We start from the raw sequence: 22,466 nt of genomic DNA on the forward strand, positions 1-22,466 counted from the left end.
TCTTTTCAGGTAGCCTGTTGCCTACCAATATGTAAACGGATATTGCTCATACAAACCCGGTGCAATGGTATCCATCCGGGTTTTGAAAGCATCCTGTATTGGCTGGCTGAGTTCCGGTTGCGCATCGAGCAGCCCTTCAAGCTCTTGCAAAAGAAAGGCCGTTTGCAGGAAGGGAATAAAACCGATGCCCATATCGGCAAACCGCGCCTCGGCTTCATCGTATTCGCCTTGATCGTGGTCATAAAACAAAATGCTCCCACTCTCCTTGCCAATAAACCAGGTATCGCCCTGCCCCGCATCGCCGATCAGCCAATATCGAGCGGCCACTTCCGAATATTCGCTGCCCAGGCGGCGGTTTTCGTTAAGCGCGGTTGGATAATCCCAAAGCCGGATATCGGGCGTGATTTCCACGCTTTCGCATTGCTGCACAAAAGACAGATACGCCGCAGGCAAAGGCGGCAGTTTGTCCAAACGCTTAACCGCAACTGCGCGCTTGGGCAGCCTGGCCATGATTTGTTCTGCAGAAAGCGGGGTAAACATGTTTCCAATTTCCAAGCCGGCTTTGGAAGCCTAGAGGCTACCTGAAAGCCACAGCTGCAACGAAGTTAAAACAGAATCTTCACACAGTACGGCACAGTTTTCAGGTAGCCTACCCTAACCGGCAAAAGGCTAGCTGAAAGCTTTATTCGCTATAATTCCGCTGCCCGAAAATGGCGCTGCCGATACGTACATGGGTGGCACCGCAAGCGACGGCGGTTTCCAAATCGTCCGACATGCCCATGGAGAGCACGTCCACATCCAGCCCCTGCGCCTGCAGGAATTTCAGCAATTCATTCATGCGGCCAAACTGCTGGCGCAACTCTTCTTCACTGCTGCCCAGCCGTGCCACGCACATCAGGCCGCGCAGCTTCAGCCGGGGCAAAGAGGCTACCTGAAAAGCCAGCTCGCGCAGCGTTTCCTCTTGCGGCGGCACGCCGTGTTTGACGTCTTCGCCGCCAATGTTCACTTCAATCAGCACTTGCAGCGGCGGCATAGTTTCCGGCCGCTGATCGCTCAGGCGGCGGGCGATTTTTTCGCGGTCGATGGTGTGCACCCAATGGGCGCGTTCGGCAGCGATGCGGCTCTTATTGGATTGGATATGGCCGATGATGTGCCAGCAGATATCGGGAATATCGGCCAACTCGCTGCTTTTCTCTTCAAATTCCTGCAGATAGTTTTCGCCGAAATCGCGCTGCGCGCTTTTTTGGCACAACAGGCGCACATCGGCGGCGGGGAAGGTTTTGCTCACCGCAATCAGTTCGGGCTCAGGGCGGCCTGCCGCTTCGGCGGCAGCCCAAATGCGGGCGCGCACGGCGTGCAGGTTCATGGTTAGCACTCTCATCATTTTTCCTTTTCATCAAATAATTCGCCGGGAATTTTGCACACGGGGATGGGCTGGATTTTGTGCAGCGCGGCGCGATGCAAGCGTTGGTAAATCTCAAATACTTCGCGTTCTCGGCCGGCAAATTCTTCGGCGCGGCGGCCGGCTTCGCTTTGCGCCATCGCCCATTCCAGCTCGGGATAGCTCGCGCCCATCTGCTGCTCGTCGGTGCGCTCTTCGTCCCACAGCCCGTCGGTGGGCGCGGCTTGGCGGATGGCGGGCAGCACCTCCAAGGCTTCAGCCAGGGCGTATACCTGGGTTTTGAGCAAATCGCCGATCGGGCTTAAATCCACGCCGCCGTCGCCGTATTTGGTGAAAAAGCCCACGCCGAAATCTTCCACCTTATTACCCGTACCCGCCACCAGCAGGCCGTTGATTTGGCCGTAGTAATACAGCGCGGCCATGCGCAGGCGGGAGCGGGTGTTGGCCATGGCCAGGTTTTTATTGGCGGCGGCGGTGTCGGCCACGCCGTGCTCAAACTGCTCGAAAGTTGGCGTTAAATCCAACGTTTGGCTGCGCACATTCATAAAACGGCGCTGCAAATCGGCGATGTGTTCGTTAGCCCGCTGCAACTGGTCGGCCTGCTGGCGGATAGGCAGCACCACGCACAACACGTCCAGCCCGCTATGCGCGCACAGGGCAGACACCACGGCGGAATCCACCCCGCCGGAAATACCTACCACAAAACCTTTCGCGCCCGCGCGCACGGCATAATCGGCCAGCCAGCGGCTGATGTGTCGGATAACAGCTTGGGTTTGCATCATGTTTTTCCTATTTTGATGAGCCGCCAACGCATAATGCATTAGCAGCCTGTTGGATATACGTTTTCAACGGAGTCAGGCAGGCTTCATCTGCAATCTTTTCACTCTCTTCCAAATAATAATATCGCCCCAGCGAATCGCTCACATCCACCCTGCCTTGCAAAGTTGCCCGGTTTAACTCCATTTCGAGCACCACTTCATCATTACCGTCATTTTTCAGGTAGCCTTTCCGCAGCAGCAGGCTGAGTAGAATCCTAATCGAACTCGGGCGCACAAAAATATCCGCATCAATCTTCAGCACCCGAACATCGGCCGAAAACTCATCGCGCCATCTGATGATGTGTACCAACAATTCTATCTCGCCCATTTGCCATCCTTCGCTCGGTTGCACGGCAGCGGGTAATATATCGCCAATCTGCCCAAAAGCCAAATAACAAGCCCGGCCCGACAATCTGCTAAAATTCCGCAGAGGCTACCTGAAAATCGAAGCCTCAGTGTAACAACAATGAACACCGCAGCTTTCTGCGCCGCTCAACCCGAAAGCAAGCAATGGAAACCCTGCACACCGCCCGCCTTATCCTCCGCCCATGGACGCTCGCCGACGCTCCGGCGCTCTACGCGCAAGCCCAAAATCCCAAGATAGGCGCAATGTGCGGCTGGCTGCCGCACAAAAGCGTGGCAGAAAGCCGGGAAATTATCGAACATATCCTGCTTAAGCCCCATTCCTTCGCCATCTGTCTGGCCGACCATCAACTCATCGGCAGCATCGGCCTCCTCTTCCCACACGACAGCAATTTGCCACTGGCCGCAGGCGAAGCCGAAATAGGCTATTGGCTGGGCGAAAGCTTCTGGGGCAACGGCTATGCCACCGAAGCCCTGCAAGCCATGATTGCCTATTTTTTTGAAAAGCAGGAACCCACCCGTCTATTGGCCGGCGTTTATCAAGAAAACATCCCCTCGCAAAAAGTGCTGGAAAAATGCGGCTTCCGCCACCGGCAAACCATAGAGCACTTCTTTTCCAAGCTCACCGGCGAAACCCACACCGCCCTGCTATACGCATTAGCCGCCGCCCCCATTTTCAGGTAGCCTTCATCACACAGCAAAGGAACCCCATGCCCCACCAGCCGCCGCAACAAATCCGTCTGGAAGCCGGCCGCCAAAGCCTCGTCTTGGTTTACCCTGATGCCGAATACACCCTGTCCGCCGAATACCTGCGCGTGTATTCCCCCAGCGCCGAAGTACGCGGCCACGGGCACGGGCAAGCCAAACTGCAAACCGGCAAAGCCGGCATCAGCATCACCGACCTGCAGCCTGCCGGCAACTACGCCCTCAAAATCACCTTCTCCGACGGCCACGACAGCGGCCTCTACAGCTGGGGCTACCTGTATGAATTGGCAAGCGGATACGCTACAATGTGGCCCGATTACCTGCGCCGCCTCGAAGCAGCCGGCGCTTCCCGCGAACCTACCGAACAAACCCTTGCTATCCCGAAAGGAAAGAAATGTCCGCATTAAGCCGCACCCTCCCCGCCCTCATCGCCGCCTCCGTTTTACTGCTGGCCGGCTGCGATAAAGTTGCTGACAAAGTTGCCGACAATGCCGCCGGACAAATCGACGACCAAAAAGCCCGTAGCGAATTCGTGACCAACTGCGCCAAATCTGCCGTTGAATCCTCCAAAGGCTCAATCAACAACGAAGCGGCCACCAAACTGTGCGGCTGCACCTACGACCAAGCCGCCTCCACCTACAGCAACTCCGAAGAGTGGAAGAAAGACCTCATCCGCTACGGCCTGAACCAAAACAATAAAGAGCTGGAAGCCAAAATCCAAGCCGCCATGACCACCTGTATCGACCGCTTCTCCAAAGGCCAGCTGTAACCCTTCTGCAGGCTACCTGAAAGCACTTTATGTCCACCAAACCCGCCCTGTTCGTCCTCAGCTTCTTGCTCCTGGCCGGCTGTGACTTTATTGCCAATAAAGCCGCCAGCAACGTCACCGAGCAAGAAGCCAAAGACGGCTTTATCGAAGGCTGTGTCAAAGGCGCGCTCGATCCGCAAGCCTTCAAACGCCAATTGAGCCAAGCAGAAGCCTCCAAGCTCTGCCACTGCGCCTACGACACCGCTTCTGCCCAATATACCGACCGCGAAAAATGGAAACGCGACCTGATTCGCGCCGGCCTGTCCCCCAACGACCAAAACCAGGAAATCTTCCAAAAACTGGTGGCCGGCCTGCAAAGCTGCGCCACCAGCCAACACCTGATGTAACCCGCCCAAAGGCTACCTGAAAGCACCACAATGACCGACAAGCAAACCCATTTCGGCTACCGCACCGTAAACGAAAGCGAAAAAGCCGCCAAAGTAGCCGAAGTATTCCACTCCGTCGCAAAAAAATACGACATCATGAACGACGTGATGTCCGGCGGCCTGCACCGCGTGTGGAAACACTTCACCCTCACCACCGCCCGCGTGCCCAAAGGCGGCAAAGTGCTCGATATTGCCGGCGGCACAGGCGACCTCTCGCGCGGTTGGGCCAAACGCGTGGGCAAAGACGGAGAAGTCTGGCTCACCGACATCAACTCCTCCATGCTCGGCGTGGGCCGCGACCGCCTGCTCAACGAAGGCCTGCTCCTGCCCGTGGCCGTGTGCGATGCCGAAAAACTGCCCTTCCCGGATAACTATTTCGACCTCGTTTCCGTATCCTTCGGCCTGCGCAACATGACGCACAAAGACGCCGCCCTCAAAGAAATGCACCGCGTGCTCAAACCCGGCGGCACACTCTTGGTGCTGGAATTTTCCAAAGTGTCCAAGCCGCTCGCTCCGGCCTACGACCTCTATTCCTTCAAGCTCCTGCCGCTGATGGGCAAACTCATCGCCAAAGATGCCGACAGCTATCAATACCTGGCCGAATCCATCCGTATGCATCCCGACCAGGAAACCCTCAAACAAATGATGCTCGATGCCGGCTTCGACAGCGTGGACTACCACAATATGAGCGCCGGCATAGTGGCTCTGCACAAAGGCGTGAAATTCTGATTGCTGCTTGTAGTTTGTAAAGCAAAAGGCTACCTGAAAATATTCAGGTAGCCTTCTTCTCGGCTATGTCCGTTTTTAGCTGGCCTTCTACCTACTACACTACAAAAGCTGCTTAAAACCCACACACCTTTTTCAGGTAGCCTTCCGCTTGTTGGCTCATCCATACGCAGAAAACAAATCCCGCAAGGTTCAAACCATGCGGGATGTTATTGATTCTTTGGTGCCCAGGAGAAGACTCGAACTTCCACACCCGTGAGGATACCAGCACCTGAAGCTGGCGCGTCTACCAATTCCGCCACCTGGGCAAGCAATTTCCGTTTTGGTTTCAATTAAAGCAAGTTGTGGTGCCCAGGAGAAGACTCGAACTTCCACACCCGTGAGGATACCAGCACCTGAAGCTGGCGCGTCTACCAATTCCGCCACCTGGGCTTTGCTTTAATCGAACTTTGCGGTAAAGTGCATTGCTCTTTATGCAAGAAACGAGCATTATAGCGCCAATTTTCCACTTGTCAATTTATATATGAAGAAGAAAACCTCACTCCGACTGCAAGACCCTTATCTACAGCGGGAAACACAACGCTACGAACACCCCCTGCCCAGCCGCGAATGGATTACTGAAATGCTGGAAGACAGGGGCGTGCCGCTGAAAACCGAATCTTTAGCCATCCTGCTCGATATCGCCGAGCACGAAATGCCCTTTTTCGAACGCCGCCTGACTGTGATGGCGCGCGACGGGCAAATCCTGATTAACCGGCGCGGCATGGTGTGCGCTGCCGAAAAACTCGCGCTGGTAAAATGCCGCGTTGAAGCGCATAAAGACGGCTTCGGCTTTGCCGTGCCGCTCACGCCCGACGGCCAGGGCGACTTCGTGCTGCCCGCCCGCCAGATGCGCGGCCTGATGCACGGCGACACGGTAACCGTGCGCCCGGCCGGCACCGATCGGCGTGGCCGCCGCGAAGGCCAAGTGCTCGATGTGATTGAACGCGCGCAGAAAACCGTTGTTGGCCGGCTCATGATAGAGCGCGGCATCGCCATGCTCTCGCCCGAAGACAGCCGCCTGCCCGACAGCATCCTGCTCGAACCCGATTCGGTGGGCAAGGCCAAGCCCGGCCAAGTGGTGCTGGCTCAAATCGATGCCTACCCCGACGCGCACCGCCCCGCCGTGGCCAGCGTGGTGGAAGTGTTGGGCAACTATGCCGACAGCGGCATGGAAATCGAAATTGCTGTGCGCCAGCATCACCTGCCACACCAATTCTCCACCGCCTGCGAAAAAGCCGCCGCAAAAATCCCTTCCGCCGTGCGCAAAACCGACCTCAAAGGCCGTGAAGACCTGCGCGACCTACCACTGGTAACGATAGACGGCGAAAGCTCGCGCGATTTTGACGATGCCGTATATGCCGAAAAACAAGGCCGCAATTTCCGCCTGGTGGTGGCCATTGCCGACGTGAGCCACTATGTGAAGCCTCAAGACGCAATCGACACCGACGCGCTGGATCGCGCCACCAGCGTGTATTTCCCACGCCGTGTGATTCCCATGTTGCCCGAAAGCCTCTCCAACGGCATCTGCTCGCTCAACCCCGATGTAGACCGCCTGTGCATGGTGTGCGACATGGTGTTCACCTACGCCGGCAATCTTAAATCCTACCGTTTCTACCCCGCCGTGATGCGCTCCCACGCCCGCCTCACCTACACCCAAGTGTGGGATTGGATTGAAAACGGCAGCGACAACCCGCTCAAGCCTCACATCGATACCCTCTACAAACTCTATCAAATTCTGCTCAAAAAACGCCACCAGCGCGGCGCGATGGAGTTTGAAACCACCGAAACCGAGATGATTTTCGACAAGCAGGGCAAAATTAAACGCATTGTGCCCGTGGTACGCAACGAAGCCCACCGCCTGATCGAAGAATGCATGCTTGCCGCCAACGTGTGCGCTGCCGAATTCCTGCTGAAACACCAGCATCCCGCCCTATTCCGCAACCACTCCGGCCCCACCCCGGAAAAGCTTGCCACCCTGCGCGAGCAGCTCGGCCTGCTCGGCCTTACCCTCGGCGGCGGCGAACAGCCCACCCCGCTGGATTACGCCGCACTCTTCGCCCAAACTGCCGAGCGCCCCGACCGCGAGCTGATTCAAGTGATGCTCCTACGCTCTATGCAGCAGGCCATGTACGAGCCGGATAACAGCGGCCACTTCGGCCTCGCCTATCCCGCCTACACCCACTTCACCTCCCCCATCCGCCGCTATCCCGACCTCCTGGTACACCGTGCCATCAAAGCCGTGCTTTCAGGTAGCCGCTACAACCCCGCCGAAAACTGGAGCGCACTGGGCATCCACAGTTCTCAATGCGAGCGTCGTGCCGATGAAGCCAGCCGCGACGTGGAAAACTGGCTCAAAACCTACTATATGCAAGACAAAGTGGGCGAAGTATTCAGCGGCACCGTTAGCGGCATGGCCGGCTTCGGCCTGTTCGTTACCCTCGACGACATCCACATTGAAGGCCTCGTCCACATCAGCGAACTGGGCGAAGACTACTTCAACTATCGCGCCGAAACCATGAGCATCGAAGGCGAACGCAGCGGCTTGCGCTTCAGCATGGGCGACAAAGTTGTGGTTCAGGTAGCCCGTGCCGACTTGGATACCCGCAAAATCGACCTCATGCTCATCAGCGGCGGCAGCCTGCCCGGCAAAGGCAAAAAACCTGTCGCCAAAGGGAAAACCAACACAGCAAAAGGGAAAGCCCACAGCCCAGCCCCGACCGGCAAACCTACTGCCAAAAGCAAGGCCAAAGCCCCCGCTGCTCCGGCTAAGAAAACCCGCAGCCGTAAAAACAGCCAGCCAACTCAGGCCGCCCAGCCCAAAGCCAAACGCAAGCCCCGCACCCGCAAGAAAAGCGGCTGAACTTTGAAAGAGGCTACCTGAAAACAAACAGGCTACCTGAAAACGGATTTCCACTTTCAGGTAGCCTTTTCTGCCTAATATAGCAAGCCAAATTAACCTTTAATACAAGGCGGTGAGCCGCATGCAGTACAGAAGTATGGCAAGGCAAACCCACGCGGTAGCGAAAGTTAAGTTGGTTTGCTTTAGATGAAACATTACTTCGGCAAAGCTGAGGCTACCTGAAAAAGACAAAACCCGTTTGCACCAGCAGACGGGTTTCGTTTTTCAGGTAGCCTCAAATATTTAGTGGCTATATCGAAGTACGGGCGGCTCACCCGCTTTCTTGCATCGCTGCAAACTAGGCTCAGCTAATAACCGTGTTGCGGATAAGCCATCCGTACATTCAATCACGCCAGCACATTGGCCAGCAGGCTCTGCCCGAGGTAACCGCCCTGCTCCGCGCCGGGCAGGGTAAAGAAGTAGCCGCCGCCGAAGGGGCTGATGTATTCCTCCAAAGGCTCGAAGTCGAGCAGTTTCTGCACAAAGATGAAACCGTCGTCAAGGTTGGCCTGGTAGCAGATGAAAATCAGACCCACATCAAGCTGGCCGGCTTTGGAGAGGCCGCGCGAATAGTCGAAGGGGCGGCGGTAGAGCAGATGCCGTTTCATGAATTCGGGGTCGCGGGTATTGGCGAGCCGCATGTGGCTGTCAGTGGGCAGGGTTTTGCCTTCGGGATCGGAGGCGTAGTTGGGAATATCGCCTTCGTTTTTCATGCCCAGCGGGGCGCCGCTGTATTTTTCGCGGCCGAAAATGGTTTGCTGCTCTTGCAGCGGGGTTCTATCCCAAAACTCTACGAAATGGCGGATAAGGCGCACAGCCTGATAGCTGCCGTTTTTCGCCCAGGTCGGTTCGTCTTTGCTGTTTTCAGCCACGCCGCTCCACAATACCGCATCGGCAGTTTCTGGTTTGGACACATCAGGATTGCCGGAACCGTCGCGGAAGCCGAACAAGTTGCGGGCAGCCAACGCGCCGGGCTCGGCTTTGGGCAAGAATCCGTCGATACTCCAGCGGATAACGGCGAATTGGGCGGTGTTTTTGATCAGGTCGCGCAGGGCGTTTTGGCAGGTTTCGGGGCTGAAGGCGCAGATTTGGATACTGATGTCGCCGTCGCACCATTCGCGCTGCAGTTTGTCGTTGGGGAAGTCTTTCATTTCCTGCAGGTGCTTGGGCTTGTGCGGACCTAGGCCGAAACGTTCGTCAAACAGGCTGTTGCCCACGCTGAGGGTGATGGTGAGGCCGTCTGGTTTGATGACCTTGCCGAGGATGCCGCTGCCCTGCGGTGGAAGTTTGGGGTCGCCATCTTGCAATTCGCCGCCTTTGGTAAGGAAATCGGCGCGGGCAGTGATGGCGCGGAATAGGTGTTCGAGCTCTTTGGGGGTTTTGGCCAGCACGTCGAAGGCGGCCATGATGGCGAATTGTTGGTGGGGCGTGGTGATGCCGGATTGATGGATGCCGTAGAAAGGAAAGCTCTGGTCGGAATGGTGATCGGCGCTGCCGCCGCTGTTTTGCGCCGCGCTACCTTCGGCACTTTGACCATTACTGTTCAGGCCGCAGGCAGCCAGCCCGGCGGCGGCGGCGCCAACGGCGAGGCCTTTGAAGAGATTGCGTTTGGACGGGGATTGGGGGTGTTCGTTGTGGCTCATGTTTTTCTCCTGCCGGGAGTAGGAATGGGTTGCTTGGCAATATACGCTGTTTTGATGAGCGATTAAATTTTCAGGTAGCCTCTATGCTGAGCACAGGCTACCTGAAAATCCTTCATCCAACTAAATCAAACACGATGGCTTGCATTTAGTTCAAACCGAGAATACCGCGCAGTTTGGCCAAATCTTCGGCCAGGGCGTTAATCGGTGCCTGCAGGTTTTTACGGTCGGCATCGGTGAGTTTGTCGTAGGGCTGGAAGCCTTTTTCGGTGCGGTATTTGGCGAGGATGTCGGTTACCTGTTTGAAGTTGGCATCGGTTTTATCCAACAGGGCTTGGTCTTTCTCGGCAATCATCGGGCGGAACAGCTCGATGATTTTCTGTGCGCCCTCTATGTTGGCTTGGAAGTCGCTCAGGTCGGTGCGGCTGTAGCGGTCTTCCTCGCCGCTGATTTTGCTGTTGGCCACTTCTTCAATCAACACGGCGGCACCACCCACCACTTTGCTCGGCGGGAAGGTGAGGATGTCGATTTCCTGTTTCAGTTTCTGCACGTCGGCCAGGAGTTTGTCGGCTATCGGCTCCATACCTTTGGTGGTGTTCAGCGTCCACAGCGCATGTTCGATGCGGTGGAAGCCGCCGAAGCCCGGGTCTTGCTCTTTATCTTTGAAGTCGTCGGCACGCGCGTCGATAGCGGGATCAAGCTCGTTAAACAATTCGGCAATCGGCTCGATGCGCTCGTAGTGGGTACGTACGTCGGCAAACATGGCTTTGGCATCTTCGGTGCGGCCGGCTTTCACGGCTTCTACGAAAGCAGTGGTTTTGGTCACCAGCTGGGCGGCTTCGTTTTGCACGTAAACTTTATAGTCGGCCAAAGGCTGGGCGAGTTTTTCCATATTGGCTTCACCTGCCGCTTCTTTGAAGCCGCTGTCGGTTACCACCAGCTTGCCGCGCGGGTTGTTCAACAGGCCACAGGTCATTTCGTATTCGCCCGGCAGCAGGGTAACGGTCATTTTGTCGCTCAGGCTGGGAGCGATGTTTTCACGCTCGTCCACCACCATCACGCCCTTGAGGATTTCCCACTCCAGCTTGCGGGTACTGTTGTTTTTGATGTTGAACACCACCTGGCCGCTGGGCACGGTGAGCTCCATCGGATCGCAGGCGTGGTCGTTTACTGCAATATTGAAGCTGCCGTCGGCATTAGCGGTGGCGGCTGCACCGGAAGCAGCAGACGCACCGGAAGCGGGTGCAGCAGGCTGTTCGGCGGCTGGCGGCTGGCAGGCAGCCAAGCCGAAGGCGGCCAACACGGCCAAGGCGGTAAGATTCAGTTGCTTCATAATTTAACCTTTCAAATACAAAAACTAGCTGGTTTGGGAAGATACGGCAGCCGGCTTGCTGCCACGCAAAAATAAAAACAGCACGGGAATCAGATAAGCGAAATAAAGAATAAAATCAGATAGTACCGGATGATGGGTATAGCCGAAGAAGCCGCCGAGCAGCACGCCCAACGGGCTGTCTTCATGCAAAACGTGCGACCAATCGAGCGGCGTGTGCGAAGACCAATCGAACGGATTCACCTGCCACACATTCCACACGCCCGCCTCATGCAGTGCACGGAACGCGCCGGAAGTAAGGCCGGCGGCCACAAAAATCAGGAAAACGCCCGTCCAGCGGAAAAAACGCGCCAAATTGATACGCACCCCGCCCTGATAAATCAGCCAGCCCACCACAGCCGAAGCGGCCAGCCCGAGCACCGCGCCCAGCGGCATGGCCGCCGTGGGGCTTTGGTTGAACACCGCCAGCAGGAAAAACACGCTCTCCAAACCTTCGCGCGCCACTGCCAAAAAGGCCATACCCACCAACGCCCAGCCATGCCCGTTGCCGCGGTTGAGCGCATCGCTCACCGACTGCTGCAAATGCTGCTTTATCGACTTGGCTGCTTTCTGCATCCACAGCACCATATAAGTGAGCATCGCCACGGCCACCAAGCCGATCACGCCCACCACAAACTCTTGCTGCTTCTGCGGAATTTCGCCGGTTTTCTTATAAATAAACCAACCGGCAAACAGGCACATTGCCGCCGCCAGCACCACACCGAGCCACACTTTCGGCATCATATGCCGATAGCCACCCTGCTTCAAAAAGCCAGCTACAATGCCCACAATCAAAGCCGCCTCGATGCCCTCGCGCAGCATAATCAAAAAAGCAATCAGCATCGCCGGCCGCTCCTTACAAAATTCATATCTGACCGATTATATCCTTACAGCAGAGCAAAATGCAAACAATTTCTAATTAGATTAAATGAATATTTACTTATAAATTAATTATATGATTACCAATAAAAAATCGGCTCCCAAAAATCTATTGGAAACCGAATATAACTAAGCTGATAAAATCCATCCTACCACCAATGCGGATAATACGGCCGATACATCATCCACTCCAACTCACGCCGCCGCTCGCGCCGCTCCAACATCTCCAGCTGCTGCCGATACACCAAATTCTCCCAAGCCATCCGATAACAAGCCTGAAAAGACGGTTCCGCAATCCGCTGCCGGTATTCTCGCTGCAACTTAGGCTTCTCAGCATCCGCCACCCCCAAGTAACCCTCCTGCTGCAAAGCCAACAGCTCAGCCGTGCGCCGGTCGCACTGCGCTGCCAGCGCCACCGCCGTCTGCTTCATCTCCCGCTCCCTTGCCGCCTCATAGGCCGCACGCTGCTGCTGCGTCATTGCACAGCCCACCAGCAGCAGGCCGGCAAAGGCTACCTGAAAAAGTTTCGCCAACATCATCTCCTCCTTAAACCAATGTTTAAGCAACAAATTAATCATACACCATTCCATAGCCGCCACAAACCGCCCCGCCAAATTTTCAGGTAGCCTCACCCGCCAATCCGTTATAATCCCACCCCTGACTATTTCATAAACACCCCAAAACACCATGTTTGCCCAAGCCCGCCAACACCTCCGCACCCCGCGCGACCTCCTGCGCTTTTGCACCAGCCGCTTCAACCAGGCCAGCCTCAGCTTCGGCCACGGCAGCGACAACGCCCACGACGAAGCCGCCTACCTCATCCTCCACACCCTTTCCCTCCCGCTCGACACCCTCGAGCCCTATCTCGATGCCGTGCTCCTGCCCGAAGAAATCGACGCCGTGCTCAGCCTGGCCGAACGCCGCGTCAACGAACGCCTCCCCATGCCCTACCTCACCCGCCAAGCCTGGCAGGGCGACTTCGAATTTTATGTGGACGAACGCGTGCTTATCCCCCGCTCCTTCATCTACGAACAACTCGGCGAGCCCATCGCCCCGTGGACAGGCGACAGCCACTCTATCCGCCGCGTGCTCGACCTCTGCACCGGCAGCGGCTGCCTCGCCATCCAAGCCGCCTGCCACTATCCCGAAGCCCAAGTCGATGCCGCCGACCTCAGCCCCGAAGCCTTAGAAGTGGCCGCCATCAATGTTGCCAACTACGGCCTAGAAGAGCGCGTCCGCCTGATTCAAAGCGACCTCTTCGCCAATCTGTCCGGCACTTACGACCTCATCATCTCCAACCCCCCTTATGTAAATGCCGAAAGCGTTGCCGCCCTGCCCGCCGAATATCTGCACGAGCCCGAAATGGCACTCGGCAGTGGCGAAGACGGCCTCGACGCCACCCGCCAAATCCTCCAACACGCCCCCCGCTTCCTCAATCCGCGCGGCGTATTGCTGGTGGAAATCGGCCACAATCGCGAAGCCCTCGAAGCCGCCTTCCCCCAGCTCCCCTTCTTCTGGCCCGAACAAAGCGACGGCGGCAGCAGCGTCTTCCTGCTCACCCGCGAACAATTATTGGGCGAAGAGTAGGCAAAGCCTAGCGTCTCCCATCCATCATAAAAGGCTACCTGAAAACTCCAATCCATTTTCAGGTAGCCTTTTCCATCCCGGCCAGTGTCGGCTGCGCTATAATAGCCACCCCGCAACCACCCGCAGGCAGCCCGCTATGCAACCCTTTCCCCCTACCGTCCGCCCCCTCAAATTCTACGCCGTAGTGCCCGATGCCGATTGGGTGGCACGCATGGTCGAGGCTGGCGCGGACACCGTGCAACTGCGCAGCAAACACCTCACCGGCGAAGCACTGCGCCAGGAAATCCGCCGCGCCATCGCCGCCACCCGCGGCTCGCACAGCCAACTTTTCATCAACGACCACTGGCAGCTTGCCCTTGAAGAAGGTGCCTACGGCGTGCACCTCGGCCAAGAAGACATGGACAGTGCCGACTTCGCCGCCCTCGCCCGCGCCGGCATCCGCTTGGGGCTGAGCACACACGACGAAGCCGAAATGGCCCGCGCCTTGGCCGTTCAGCCCAGCTACGTGGCCTGCGGCGCCGTGTTTGCCACCAACACCAAAGCCATGCCCACCGAGCCGCAAGGGCTAGACAAACTGCGCCGCTACGTGCAGCAGGCCGGCAATACCCCCACTGTGGCCATCGGCGGTATCACGCTGGAAAATGCGCCCGCCGTGCTCGCCACCGGCGTGTCCTCACTGGCCGTGGTCAGCGCCGTCACCCACGCCCCCAACCCCGCCGCCACCGTGCGCGCCTTCCAAAAATTGTGGCCGGAATAAGGCTGCCGCATGAGGCTGCCTGAAACCTCTGCCGCAGCCCGGATAGACAGAAATATCGCCTGCTTGATGCAAATCTCTCCCACGAATACAGAGGATTAGGCTTCAGGCAAACCCAATTTTCAGGTAGCCCTTAACGATATACAAATTCCAAAACAAACCCTTCCCCACAAACGTGCAATGCTGCGCTACCCCTGCTGGTGCAGCCGAACGGAGCGCGGTTTTTCGGGAAATAAGGGCTTGCATGTTTGAAGCGGCAAAGCCGCAAGTTGCGAGCCCGCCCGAAAAATCGCGTGGAGTGAGGGAAGTTTGCGCAGCAAACCTGTGCCCGCAGTCGTCTTTCTTTTGCCTACTTTTCTTTGACGAAGCAAAGAAAAGTAGGTGCCCGCGCCGGCATAAGGCGCAAGGGTGGATAGAACTAGAATAACGAAAGGCTACCTGAAATTTGAAATTCACCTGAAACCCATCTCGTAAACCCCATTACCAACAACACTACCCCGAAAACCCAACACCATGTCCAACCGCCGCCTGATCTACGGCTTCCACGCCGTCAACGCCCGCCTGTGGCAAAACCCCAAAAGCTTCACCGAACTCTACGCCCTGTCCGGCCGCCACGATACCCGTATGCAGCAAGCCTTGGAAAAGGCCGCGCAGGAAAATATTCCCGTTCACTTCGTGGAAACCGCCCGCCTCGATAATCTGTGCCGCCACGCGCGCCACCAAGGTATCGCCGGCTTTATCGACGCTTCGCACAACCACGTCCACCTCGACGACGTGCTCGACAACCTTACTGAGCCGCCCCTGCTGCTCATCCTCGACGGCATCACCGACCCGCACAACCTCGGCGCCTGCCTGCGCGTGGCCGACGCCATGGGCGTGCACGCCGTGATTGCGCCGAAAAACCGCAGCGTCGGCTTGAATGCCACCGTGAGCAAAGTGGCCTGCGGCGCCGCCGAAACCGTGCCCTACATCACCGTTACCAACCTCGCCCGCACCCTGCGCGAGCTCAAAGAGCGCGACATCTGGATAGTGGGCACCGACATGGGCGGCGAAGCCGACCTGTTCCACTACGATATCCCCGCTGCCGTGGCCTGGGTGATGGGCAACGAAGGCGAAGGCATGCGCCGCCTCACCCGCGAACACTGCGACGCACTGGTGTCCATCCCCATGCTCGGCACAGTGGAAAGCCTCAACGTTTCCGTGAGCACCGGCATGGTGCTGGCCGAAACCCGCCGCCAGCGCGTACTGAAGGCGGGTTGAAGATAGCGGCTGTGAGTTTCAGGTAGCCTGAACCATCCGGGCTACCTGAAAGCCCAAACTTCAGCGAAGCTAAAGCACTTTCCAACGACACCCTAATACAGGCAGTTTATTCCGCCTATCCCTGAAGTTTTCAGGTAGCCCATCCCAAAGGCTACCTGAAAACCAAAATCCAACCACCAACAAAACCCATGCCCACCCAACGCCTCATCCTCGGCATCAGCGGCGCCGACGGCTTCCAATACGGCCACAAAGCCCTGCAACTGCTGCAAAACGCAGCCGATATCGAAACCCACCTCGTGATTTCCGAAGGCGCGGAGCACACCTGCCGACACGAAACCGCACACCGCATCGAAGATATTGCCGTGCTGGCCGACGTGGTGCACCCCGTCCGCAACCTTGGCGCCGCCATTGCCAGCGGCTCGTTTGAAACCGCCGGGATGCTGGTGGCCCCCTGCTCCATGCGCAGCCTCGCCGCCATCGCCCACGGCCTGGGCGACAACCTGCTCACCCGCGCCGCCGACGTTACCCTCAAAGAGCGCCGCCGCCTCGTGCTGATGGCGCGCGAAACCCCGCTCAACCTCGCCCATCTCGACAATATGCGCCGCATCACCGAAATGGGCGGCATCATCTTCCCGCCCGCGCCCGCCCTCTACCTGCGCCCGCAAAGCATAGACGAACTGCTCACCCACAGCGTAGGCCGAGCCCTCGGTCTGTTCGGCATCCGCATTCCCGATTTGCCCCACTGGAGCGGCGGCACGCCTTGAAACGGGAAAACCGCCCGCGTTGCCTGGCAAAAGGCTACCTGAAGATGCCAGCCGCTATGCAGCCGGATATTTCAGGTAGCCTATCAGACAAGTAAGAAGATAAAGTCTCTCTGCCCATACAGTTTATACTTCTCCGGCTACCTGCAAGTCCGTGGGCATATAGTGAATTAAATTTAAATCAGGACAAGGCGGCGAGCCGCAGACAGTACAAGCAGACAGTACAAATAGTACGGCAAGGCGAGCCAACGCTGTACTGGTTTAAATTTAATTCACTATAAATGTCCGCCTCTATTACCCTGCCTATTTTTCAGGTAGCCCCAACCCAGCCCAAGGAGTGCCCATGTCCTTCCACACCCACGAACACAACCATGCCCACGCCCACAGCACCAACACCCGCATCCTGAGCGTATCGCTGGCCGTGATTGCCGGCTTCATGCTAGTGGAAGCGGCGGCTGGCTGGCTCAGCGGCAGCCTCGCACTCTTGTCGGATTCGGGGCATATGTTTTCCGATGCCGCCTCGCTCGCCCTCGCCCTGTTCGCCTTCAAATGGGCGGAAAAAGCCTCCAACTCGCAGAAAAGCTACGGCTATCAGCGTGTGGAAATCCTGGCCGCCGCACTCAACGGCCTCACGCTGGTGGTAATGGCCGCATGGATTTTGGTCGAAGCCGTTATCCGCGCCTTCCAACCCGTGCCCGTGGCGGGCGGCGCGATGCTGGCGGTAGCCGTACTCGGACTTTTGGTGAACCTGTTTATCGCTTGGTATATGCTGCGCGGTGAGAAGGACAACCTGAACATGCGCGGCGCGTTTTTGCATGTGGTGGGCGATTTGCTCGGCTCTGTTGCCGCAGTGGCAGCCGGCCTGCTGATACAGTTTTACGGCTGGAACTGGGCGGACTTGGCCGCCAGCGCGGCGGTGGCCCTGCTGATTGGCAAAAGCGGCTGGGGCGTGCTGGCAGGCAGCCTGCACATCCTGATGGAAGGCACGCCCAAAGGCACGGATTTGGTAAAAATTGCCGAAGACATTCAGAAAATCAACGGCATATTTGGCGTGCACGACTTGCACGCCTGGACGATTACCAGCAAAAAACACGCCATGTCCTGCCACATCATCGTGCGCGGCGACCTAACCGTGGCGCAAGCCGCCGCCTTGGCGCAACAGGTGCAGGCAACGGTGCAAACACACGGCATCGGCCACATCACCGTGCAAACCGAGCCCGCCGATACCGGCACCGTATGTTGCCAGGCATGCGAACAGCCTACGCATGAAGGCGAACACTCCCATAATGGGAATTCAGAATAGATTAGGCTTAACGGCAAGCTATATTTTGTTCCATGTGCCATATAAGCTTACGCTTACCACTCACTCTACCCTTCTTTTCAGGTAGCCTGTTTCCATCAGGCTACCTGAAAACATATGCATGCACGAAATGAACGAATACCAAGCCTTTCGATGTACCTGCCACCAAAACTTCCTTCTCATCACAAACTCACGCGCAATGCCAAGCGCCAAGAATATAGGGCTGTTTCGCGCCGGTGGCGGCGTGGGGGTTGCCCGGCTCGCGGCACACGCGGCAGGCGGCAAGCCAGGCGAAGGCGGCGGCTTCCACCCATTGTGGCGGCAGGTTTAGCTCGTCGGTGGTGGCGGTGCGGATGCCGAGCAGGGCCAGCCTGCTGGAGAGTTCAGCCATCAGCACGGGATTGAACACGCCGCCGCCGCAGGCAAACACTTCGTGCACGCCGGGGGCGTGGGCGGCAATGGCGTCGGCGATGCTCTGCGCTGTGAGGGCGTTGAGAGTGCGCACGATATTGGCGGAGGCGTAGCTGTTTGCTGGCGGCTGTGCTTCGGTTTTGCTGTTTTTCAGGTAGCCTTGCAGCCAATCGAGGGAAAACAAATCGCGCCCGGTGCTTTTGGGCGGGGTGCGGTGGAAATAAGGGTGTGCCAGCAGGGCTTGCAGCAGCTCGGGAATCACGCAGCCGCTGTGGGCAAGGGCACCGTCTCGGTCGCAGGTTTGGCCGAAATGGTGCTGCATATAGGCGTCGGCCAACATATTGCCTGGGCCGGTGTCGAAACCGCTGGCATCGGCGTGCGGCTGCAATACGCTGATGTTGGCGATACCTCCGATATTGAGCACCACGCGACCATGTTCCGGGCTGCCGAACACGGCCTGATGGAAGGCGGGCACGAGCGGCGCGCCTTGGCCGCCGCCGGCCATGTCGCGGCGGCGGAAGTCGCCCACGGTGTCGATGCCGGTGAGCTCGGCCAAGAGCGGAAGGTTGATGAGCTGCACAGTGTAGCCGTGTTCGGGAGCATGGCGCACGGTTTGGCCGTGCGCACCGATGGCGGCGATATCGCGCGGGGCAAGCTTTTGCTGCGCCAGTAGGCCGTGCACGGCTTGGGCATTAAGCTCGGCCAACTCTTGCGCGAGCACTTCGCTGCGGTGGATTTCGTTGCTACCGGGGTTTTGCAAATCCAGCAGGCAGCGGCGCAAATCATCGCTGTAGGGCACGGCAAAATGGCCGAGCGCGCCCTGCCATTGGGTGCCGTCAAAAGCCGCCAGCACGGCATCTACGCCGTCCATGCTGGTGCCGGACATCAGGCCGATATAGTATTGGGTCATGGTGCGGATTATGTAGGAAAGACGGCGGCATTATAGTGGATTAAAATAAGAATGGGACAAGGCGGCGAGCCGCAGACAGTACAGCTAGTACGGCAAGGCGAGCCAACGCCGTAGCATTCTTATTTTAATCCACTATATATAGCGAACGGCGGTGGTTTTCAGGTAGCCCCATTGGCGGATTGGACTATAATACCCGTACTGCTTTCAGGTAGCCTCCGCCGCGATAAGGCTACCTGAAACGCTATTTTTACCATTTGCCGTATCAAGGACACCCCATGAGCCACTATTCCGCTATCGGCTTCCCTGCTATCGACAGCAACGACGAGCTGAGCGACCTCATCCGCCAGGCCCTGCGCACACTTGCCGAAGAAGATGATGACAATGCTGAAGAGCACTCTTCCGAAGCCGGGCCTTCCGACAACTATATGGTGTATTCCGATCCCAGCGGCGCGGAATTATGGCTGGGTTTTTCAGACGACGACAGCCTGCTCTGCGCCGAACCCTATTTTTCAGGTAGCCTGCACACCGTAGGCATAGATGCCGTATTCCCCAGCGGCTATGGCGACGGCACAGGCTCGGTTCAGGCCTGGATGAACGGCAGCGAATGGAAAGACGGCGAATGGCTGGGCGGCAGTTATCCTTTCGTGTTTGACACCCCCGATTTGGCCAGCTTCCCCGAGCAATCAGAAAGCACCAGCTGCCAAATCCGCCTGTGTGCCTTTGCCGAAGAGGCTGATATTTTTGCCGATGAAGCCGCATTTGAAGCGCAACAAGACCCCGAACTGCCATTAAGCAGCACATTCTTCACCCCGTTGGGTATGTTTCAATCTTCCGATAATGCGGAAAACCCAGCCAAAGCAAGCGCATGGTTTATCGGCACTGTGCGCGCAGCCGAAACGCGCCGCAACGAATTATCCGGCAATGATTTCTACTGCTGCCTGATCGAAACCCACGGCGGCACGCTGCAAGCGGTATTCCCAAGCGATATGTTGGAACATGCGCCGCAAACCGGCAATGTCATTAGCGGCAAATACTGGCTAACCGGGCACCTGGCAGCCTAAAAATTTACTTTACCAATAGAAGGAAAACCCATGAGCAAGCAAAAAACCTGGTCCGGCCGCTTCAATGAGCCCGTGTCCGAACTCGTCAAACAATACACCGGCTCCATCCATTTCGACCAACGCCTCGCCCGCTGGGACATCCAAGGCTCGCTGGCGCACGCGCAGATGCTGCACGAAGCCGGCGTGCTCTCCGCGCAGGATTTGGCCGATATTCAGCGCGGCATGGCCGAAATTCAAGCCGAAATCGAAGCAGGCAGCCTGCAATGGTCGCTCGATTTGGAAGACGTGCACATGAACATCGAACGCCGCCTCACCGACAAAATCGGCGATGCCGGCAAACGCCTGCACACCGGCCGCAGCCGCAACGACCAAGTCGCCACCGACATCCGCCTGTGGCTGCGCGACGAAATCACCGCCATCCGCCGCCTGATTAAAGACTTGCAGGCTGCCCTGCTCGATTTGGCCGAGCAAAACGCCGCCACCGTCATGCCAGGTTTCACGCATCTTCAGGTCGCCCAGCCCGTCAGCTTCGGCCATCACCTGCTCGCTTATGTGGAAATGTTCGGCCGCGACGACGAACGCATGGCCGACTGCCGCCGCCGCACCAACCGCATGCCGCTGGGCGCCGCCGCGCTGGCCGGCACCACCTTCCCCGTCCGCCGCGAAACCACCGCCGCGCTGCTGGGCTTCGAACAAATCTGCCAAAACTCGCTCGACGCCGTGTCCGATCGCGACTTCGCCATCGAATTCACCGCCGCTGCCTCGCTGGTGATGGTGCATTTGAGCCGCCTGTCCGAAGAACTGATTTTGTGGATGTCGCCCCGCTTCGGCTTCATCGACATCGCCGACCGCTTCTGCACCGGTTCCAGCATCATGCCGCAGAAGAAAAACCCCGACGTGCCCGAACTCGTGCGCGGCAAATCCGGCCGCGTCATCGGCCACCTCACCGGCTTGATTATGCTGATGAAATCCCAGCCGCTGGCGTATAACAAAGACAATCAGGAAGACAAAGAGCCGCTGTTTGACACGGTGGACACGCTCATCGACACGCTGCGGATTTACGCCGACATGATGCGCGGCATCACCGTGAAGCCCGAAGCCATGCGCGCCGCCGTGCTGCAAGGCTTCGCCACCGCCACCGATTTGGCGGACTATCTGGTCAAAAAAGGCCTGCCCTTCCGCGACAGCCACGAAGCCGTCGCCCAAGCCGTGCGCCATGCCGACGAAGCAGGCTGCGACCTCGCCGACCTGCCGCTCACCGTGCTGCAAGGCTTCAGCACATTGATTGAAAACGATGTTTATGAAGTGCTCACCCCCGAAGGCAGCCTGAACGCCCGCAACCACCTAGGCGGCACCGCGCCGGAGCAGGTGAAGTTTCAGGTAGCCCGTTGGCGCGAGATATTGAAAGCAAACGCATGATGCGCATCTTTCAGGTAGCCTGTTGCCGCCCCGCTGCCTTGCACAAACTTTAGCGATATAATGCGCCCTTCACACCACCTCACTAAAAAGGAAACATCATGACCGAAGCCCAACTTTCCGCCTGGGGTATGAAAATCGGCCTCAGCGTGCTGGTTATCTTCATCGGCTTCATTATTTGGGACTTAGGCAAAAAATCCGGCGCCAGCAAATTCGGCATGGCCGTGCTGTTTTTTGTGCTCGGCCTGGGCGTGATGGGCTTTTTGATGAAAGAAGTGTTGGTAAATGTGATTTTGAAGTAACCCGTTGGCAAGGCTACCTGAAACGCAGATTTCAAAAGCAAGCCAGGTTTTACGGGGCGGAAACGAAACTTCAACGAAGTTAAAGCCACAGCCACACATTTTCAGGTAGCCTCAATACACATTGCTTCGGCCATTGCTGGAAACTATAAGCACCATTGCCGATGCACGGCCGGTCTTGTTATTTTGCGGCGAAACCCGTATCTTGCCTGCCATCTGAAATCCCTATCTGAAAGGAAAAAACATGAGCAACCAAATCATCCACACCTCCGATGCCGCCTTCGAAAAAGACGTATTGAAAGCCGAGCTGCCCGTATTGCTCGACTTCTGGGCTCCCTGGTGCGGCCCCTGCAAAATGATCGCTCCGATTCTGGACGACATTGCTGAAGAGTTCCAAGGCAAACTGCAAGTGGTGAAGATGAATATCGACGAAAACGAGCAAACCCCCGCCCAATTCGGCGTGCGCGGCATCCCCACCCTGATGGTGTTCAACGGCGGTCAGCGCGTAGCCACCAAAGTGGGCGCCCTGAGCAAAGGCCAGCTCACCGATTTCTTGAACGCTTCACTGTAATACCGCCTCATTCCGCCACCGCCGCTTCTTCCGGCGGTGGCTTTCCTTGACAATCCACACTCAAGCTCCTAGAATGCCGCCGTTTTGCGCCCGCCTCAC

Annotated in this window: 24 protein-coding genes and 2 tRNA genes; 15 read left to right on the top strand and 11 right to left on the bottom strand. The window is 57.5% G+C overall.

What is annotated here, in order from left to right; genetic code table 11:
- Positions 1–21: 21 nt before the first annotated feature.
- The 4 genes from ACO6EE_RS05855 to ACO6EE_RS05870 form a co-directional block, all read right to left on the bottom strand.
- Entirely contained in the window at positions 22–540 is a 519-nt protein-coding gene (locus ACO6EE_RS05855; protein WP_485959903.1) for a hypothetical protein, read from the bottom strand.
- Between the two features lie 142 nt (positions 541–682).
- Entirely contained in the window at positions 683–1,381 is a 699-nt protein-coding gene (locus tag ACO6EE_RS05860) for a YggS family pyridoxal phosphate-dependent enzyme (protein ID WP_485960040.1), read from the bottom strand.
- Positions 1,381–2,181, bottom strand: coding sequence for an NAD(+) synthase (gene nadE, locus ACO6EE_RS05865; protein WP_485960042.1), 801 nt, complete (start codon positions 2,179–2,181; stop codon positions 1,381–1,383). Before nadE ends, ACO6EE_RS05860 begins: the two co-directional genes overlap by 1 nt.
- A gap of 10 nt (positions 2,182–2,191) precedes the next feature.
- On the bottom strand, positions 2,192–2,548 hold the full coding sequence (locus tag ACO6EE_RS05870; RefSeq protein ID WP_485959905.1) for a hypothetical protein: 357 nt from the start codon (positions 2,546–2,548) through the stop codon (positions 2,192–2,194).
- Between the two features lie 182 nt (positions 2,549–2,730).
- On the opposite strand from ACO6EE_RS05870, the gene ACO6EE_RS05875 reads away from it, so the two are divergent.
- The 5 genes from ACO6EE_RS05875 to ubiE are packed head-to-tail and all read left to right on the top strand — an operon-like array spanning position 2,731 to position 5,211.
- Positions 2,731–3,267, top strand: coding sequence for a GNAT family N-acetyltransferase (locus ACO6EE_RS05875; protein WP_485959907.1), 537 nt, complete (start codon positions 2,731–2,733; stop codon positions 3,265–3,267).
- Between the two features lie 26 nt (positions 3,268–3,293).
- Positions 3,294–3,695: a gamma-butyrobetaine hydroxylase family protein gene (locus ACO6EE_RS05880; RefSeq protein ID WP_485959909.1), complete on the top strand. Its 402-nt coding sequence runs from the start codon at positions 3,294–3,296 to the stop codon at positions 3,693–3,695.
- The gene (locus ACO6EE_RS05885) at positions 3,683–4,057 is read left to right on the top strand and encodes a hypothetical protein (RefSeq protein ID WP_485959910.1); all 375 of its coding nucleotides are present in this window, start codon (positions 3,683–3,685) and stop codon (positions 4,055–4,057) included. The genes ACO6EE_RS05880 and ACO6EE_RS05885 overlap by 13 nt, the downstream gene beginning before the upstream one ends.
- A gap of 29 nt (positions 4,058–4,086) precedes the next feature.
- A complete protein-coding gene (locus ACO6EE_RS05890; protein WP_064105606.1) occupies positions 4,087–4,443 on the top strand; it encodes a hypothetical protein in 357 nt (118 codons plus the stop codon).
- Positions 4,444–4,473: 30 nt separating this feature from the next.
- Positions 4,474–5,211, top strand: a complete 738-nt coding sequence (gene ubiE, locus ACO6EE_RS05895; protein WP_485959911.1) for a bifunctional demethylmenaquinone methyltransferase/2-methoxy-6-polyprenyl-1,4-benzoquinol methylase UbiE — start codon at positions 4,474–4,476, stop codon at positions 5,209–5,211.
- Between the two features lie 218 nt (positions 5,212–5,429).
- Here the strand turns inward: ubiE and ACO6EE_RS05900 are convergent.
- A tRNA-Leu gene (locus tag ACO6EE_RS05900) sits at positions 5,430–5,516 on the bottom strand.
- Between the two features lie 37 nt (positions 5,517–5,553).
- Positions 5,554–5,640: transfer RNA gene (locus tag ACO6EE_RS05905), tRNA-Leu, on the bottom strand.
- A 91-nt stretch (positions 5,641–5,731) separates the two neighbouring features.
- On the opposite strand from ACO6EE_RS05905, the gene rnr reads away from it, so the two are divergent.
- Positions 5,732–8,110, top strand: a complete 2,379-nt coding sequence (gene rnr / locus ACO6EE_RS05910; protein WP_485959912.1) for a ribonuclease R — start codon at positions 5,732–5,734, stop codon at positions 8,108–8,110.
- Positions 8,111–8,496: 386 nt separating this feature from the next.
- On the opposite strand, the gene efeB is transcribed toward rnr, so the two are convergent.
- The 4 genes from efeB to ACO6EE_RS05930 form a co-directional block, all read right to left on the bottom strand.
- Positions 8,497–9,792, bottom strand: coding sequence for an iron uptake transporter deferrochelatase/peroxidase subunit (gene efeB / locus ACO6EE_RS05915; protein WP_485959913.1), 1,296 nt, complete (start codon positions 9,790–9,792; stop codon positions 8,497–8,499).
- A gap of 145 nt (positions 9,793–9,937) precedes the next feature.
- The gene (gene efeO / locus ACO6EE_RS05920; RefSeq protein ID WP_485959915.1) at positions 9,938–11,122 is read right to left on the bottom strand and encodes an iron uptake system protein EfeO; all 1,185 of its coding nucleotides are present in this window, start codon (positions 11,120–11,122) and stop codon (positions 9,938–9,940) included.
- A gap of 24 nt (positions 11,123–11,146) precedes the next feature.
- On the bottom strand, positions 11,147–12,001 hold the full coding sequence (gene efeU, locus ACO6EE_RS05925; RefSeq protein ID WP_485959917.1) for an iron uptake transporter permease EfeU: 855 nt from the start codon (positions 11,999–12,001) through the stop codon (positions 11,147–11,149).
- 185 nt (positions 12,002–12,186) lie between these two features.
- Complete coding sequence (locus ACO6EE_RS05930; RefSeq protein WP_485959919.1) at positions 12,187–12,615, bottom strand: hypothetical protein; 429 nt, start codon at positions 12,613–12,615, stop codon at positions 12,187–12,189.
- Positions 12,616–12,724: 109 nt separating this feature from the next.
- Between ACO6EE_RS05930 and prmB the strand changes: the two genes are divergently transcribed.
- The 5 genes from prmB (at position 12,725) to ACO6EE_RS05955 (ending at position 17,702) form a co-directional block, all read left to right on the top strand.
- Positions 12,725–13,624: a 50S ribosomal protein L3 N(5)-glutamine methyltransferase gene (prmB, locus tag ACO6EE_RS05935; protein WP_485959920.1), complete on the top strand. Its 900-nt coding sequence runs from the start codon at positions 12,725–12,727 to the stop codon at positions 13,622–13,624.
- Positions 13,625–13,760: 136 nt separating this feature from the next.
- On the top strand, positions 13,761–14,381 hold the full coding sequence (gene thiE, locus ACO6EE_RS05940; protein WP_485959922.1) for a thiamine phosphate synthase: 621 nt from the start codon (positions 13,761–13,763) through the stop codon (positions 14,379–14,381).
- 510 nt (positions 14,382–14,891) lie between these two features.
- Positions 14,892–15,638: a 23S rRNA (guanosine(2251)-2'-O)-methyltransferase RlmB gene (gene rlmB, locus ACO6EE_RS05945; protein ID WP_485959924.1), complete on the top strand. Its 747-nt coding sequence runs from the start codon at positions 14,892–14,894 to the stop codon at positions 15,636–15,638.
- A gap of 188 nt (positions 15,639–15,826) precedes the next feature.
- On the top strand, positions 15,827–16,402 hold the full coding sequence (locus ACO6EE_RS05950) for a UbiX family flavin prenyltransferase (RefSeq protein ID WP_485959925.1): 576 nt from the start codon (positions 15,827–15,829) through the stop codon (positions 16,400–16,402).
- Between the two features lie 340 nt (positions 16,403–16,742).
- Entirely contained in the window at positions 16,743–17,702 is a 960-nt protein-coding gene (locus tag ACO6EE_RS05955; RefSeq protein ID WP_485959927.1) for a cation diffusion facilitator family transporter, read from the top strand.
- Between the two features lie 187 nt (positions 17,703–17,889).
- Here ACO6EE_RS05955 and ACO6EE_RS05960 read toward each other — a convergent pair whose 3' ends face one another.
- Positions 17,890–19,020 carry an anhydro-N-acetylmuramic acid kinase gene (locus ACO6EE_RS05960; RefSeq protein WP_485959929.1) on the bottom strand — a complete coding sequence of 377 codons (1,131 nt, stop codon included), beginning with the start codon at positions 19,018–19,020 and terminating at the stop codon, positions 17,890–17,892.
- Positions 19,021–19,295: 275 nt separating this feature from the next.
- On the opposite strand from ACO6EE_RS05960, the gene ACO6EE_RS05965 reads away from it, so the two are divergent.
- The 4 genes from ACO6EE_RS05965 to trxA all read left to right on the top strand — a co-directional run bounded on the left by ACO6EE_RS05965 (position 19,296) and on the right by trxA (position 22,367).
- Complete coding sequence (locus ACO6EE_RS05965) at positions 19,296–20,081, top strand: hypothetical protein (protein ID WP_485959931.1); 786 nt, start codon at positions 19,296–19,298, stop codon at positions 20,079–20,081.
- A 30-nt stretch (positions 20,082–20,111) separates the two neighbouring features.
- A complete protein-coding gene (argH, locus tag ACO6EE_RS05970; protein ID WP_485959933.1) occupies positions 20,112–21,500 on the top strand; it encodes an argininosuccinate lyase in 1,389 nt (462 codons plus the stop codon).
- A 98-nt stretch (positions 21,501–21,598) separates the two neighbouring features.
- Positions 21,599–21,799: a DUF2788 domain-containing protein gene (locus ACO6EE_RS05975; RefSeq protein ID WP_003823051.1), complete on the top strand. Its 201-nt coding sequence runs from the start codon at positions 21,599–21,601 to the stop codon at positions 21,797–21,799.
- Positions 21,800–22,040: 241 nt separating this feature from the next.
- Positions 22,041–22,367, top strand: a complete 327-nt coding sequence (gene trxA / locus ACO6EE_RS05980; protein ID WP_003823052.1) for a thioredoxin TrxA — start codon at positions 22,041–22,043, stop codon at positions 22,365–22,367.
- Positions 22,368–22,466: the final 99 nt, after the last annotated feature.

Source organism: Eikenella sp., from assembly GCF_057315495.1.

Excerpts from the sequence above, each read along its gene's own strand:
- ACO6EE_RS05875 (WP_485959907.1), top strand. The coding sequence starts at position 2,731 with ATGGAAACCCTGCACACCGCCCGCCTTATCCTCCGCCCATGGACGCTC.
- ACO6EE_RS05860 (WP_485960040.1), bottom strand. The coding sequence starts at position 1,381 with ATGAGAGTGCTAACCATGAACCTGCACGCCGTGCGCGCCCGCATTTGG.
- ACO6EE_RS05870 (WP_485959905.1), bottom strand. The coding sequence starts at position 2,548 with ATGGGCGAGATAGAATTGTTGGTACACATCATCAGATGGCGCGATGAG.
- trxA (WP_003823052.1), top strand. The coding sequence starts at position 22,041 with ATGAGCAACCAAATCATCCACACCTCCGATGCCGCCTTCGAAAAAGAC.
- thiE (WP_485959922.1), top strand. The coding sequence starts at position 13,761 with ATGCAACCCTTTCCCCCTACCGTCCGCCCCCTCAAATTCTACGCCGTA.
- efeB (WP_485959913.1), bottom strand. The coding sequence starts at position 9,792 with ATGAGCCACAACGAACACCCCCAATCCCCGTCCAAACGCAATCTCTTC.
- nadE (WP_485960042.1), bottom strand. The coding sequence starts at position 2,181 with ATGCAAACCCAAGCTGTTATCCGACACATCAGCCGCTGGCTGGCCGAT.
- ACO6EE_RS05975 (WP_003823051.1), top strand. The coding sequence starts at position 21,599 with ATGACCGAAGCCCAACTTTCCGCCTGGGGTATGAAAATCGGCCTCAGC.
- ACO6EE_RS05855 (WP_485959903.1), bottom strand. The coding sequence starts at position 540 with ATGTTTACCCCGCTTTCTGCAGAACAAATCATGGCCAGGCTGCCCAAG.
- rnr (WP_485959912.1), top strand. The coding sequence starts at position 5,732 with ATGAAGAAGAAAACCTCACTCCGACTGCAAGACCCTTATCTACAGCGG.
- ACO6EE_RS05885 (WP_485959910.1), top strand. The coding sequence starts at position 3,683 with ATGTCCGCATTAAGCCGCACCCTCCCCGCCCTCATCGCCGCCTCCGTT.
- rlmB (WP_485959924.1), top strand. The coding sequence starts at position 14,892 with ATGTCCAACCGCCGCCTGATCTACGGCTTCCACGCCGTCAACGCCCGC.
- argH (WP_485959933.1), top strand. The coding sequence starts at position 20,112 with ATGAGCAAGCAAAAAACCTGGTCCGGCCGCTTCAATGAGCCCGTGTCC.
- ACO6EE_RS05950 (WP_485959925.1), top strand. The coding sequence starts at position 15,827 with ATGCCCACCCAACGCCTCATCCTCGGCATCAGCGGCGCCGACGGCTTC.
- ACO6EE_RS05880 (WP_485959909.1), top strand. The coding sequence starts at position 3,294 with ATGCCCCACCAGCCGCCGCAACAAATCCGTCTGGAAGCCGGCCGCCAA.
- ACO6EE_RS05890 (WP_064105606.1), top strand. The coding sequence starts at position 4,087 with ATGTCCACCAAACCCGCCCTGTTCGTCCTCAGCTTCTTGCTCCTGGCC.
- ACO6EE_RS05955 (WP_485959927.1), top strand. The coding sequence starts at position 16,743 with ATGTCCTTCCACACCCACGAACACAACCATGCCCACGCCCACAGCACC.
- ubiE (WP_485959911.1), top strand. The coding sequence starts at position 4,474 with ATGACCGACAAGCAAACCCATTTCGGCTACCGCACCGTAAACGAAAGC.
- ACO6EE_RS05965 (WP_485959931.1), top strand. The coding sequence starts at position 19,296 with ATGAGCCACTATTCCGCTATCGGCTTCCCTGCTATCGACAGCAACGAC.
- ACO6EE_RS05960 (WP_485959929.1), bottom strand. The coding sequence starts at position 19,020 with ATGACCCAATACTATATCGGCCTGATGTCCGGCACCAGCATGGACGGC.
- ACO6EE_RS05930 (WP_485959919.1), bottom strand. The coding sequence starts at position 12,615 with ATGATTAATTTGTTGCTTAAACATTGGTTTAAGGAGGAGATGATGTTG.
- efeO (WP_485959915.1), bottom strand. The coding sequence starts at position 11,122 with ATGAAGCAACTGAATCTTACCGCCTTGGCCGTGTTGGCCGCCTTCGGC.
- efeU (WP_485959917.1), bottom strand. The coding sequence starts at position 12,001 with ATGCTGATTGCTTTTTTGATTATGCTGCGCGAGGGCATCGAGGCGGCT.
- prmB (WP_485959920.1), top strand. The coding sequence starts at position 12,725 with ATGTTTGCCCAAGCCCGCCAACACCTCCGCACCCCGCGCGACCTCCTG.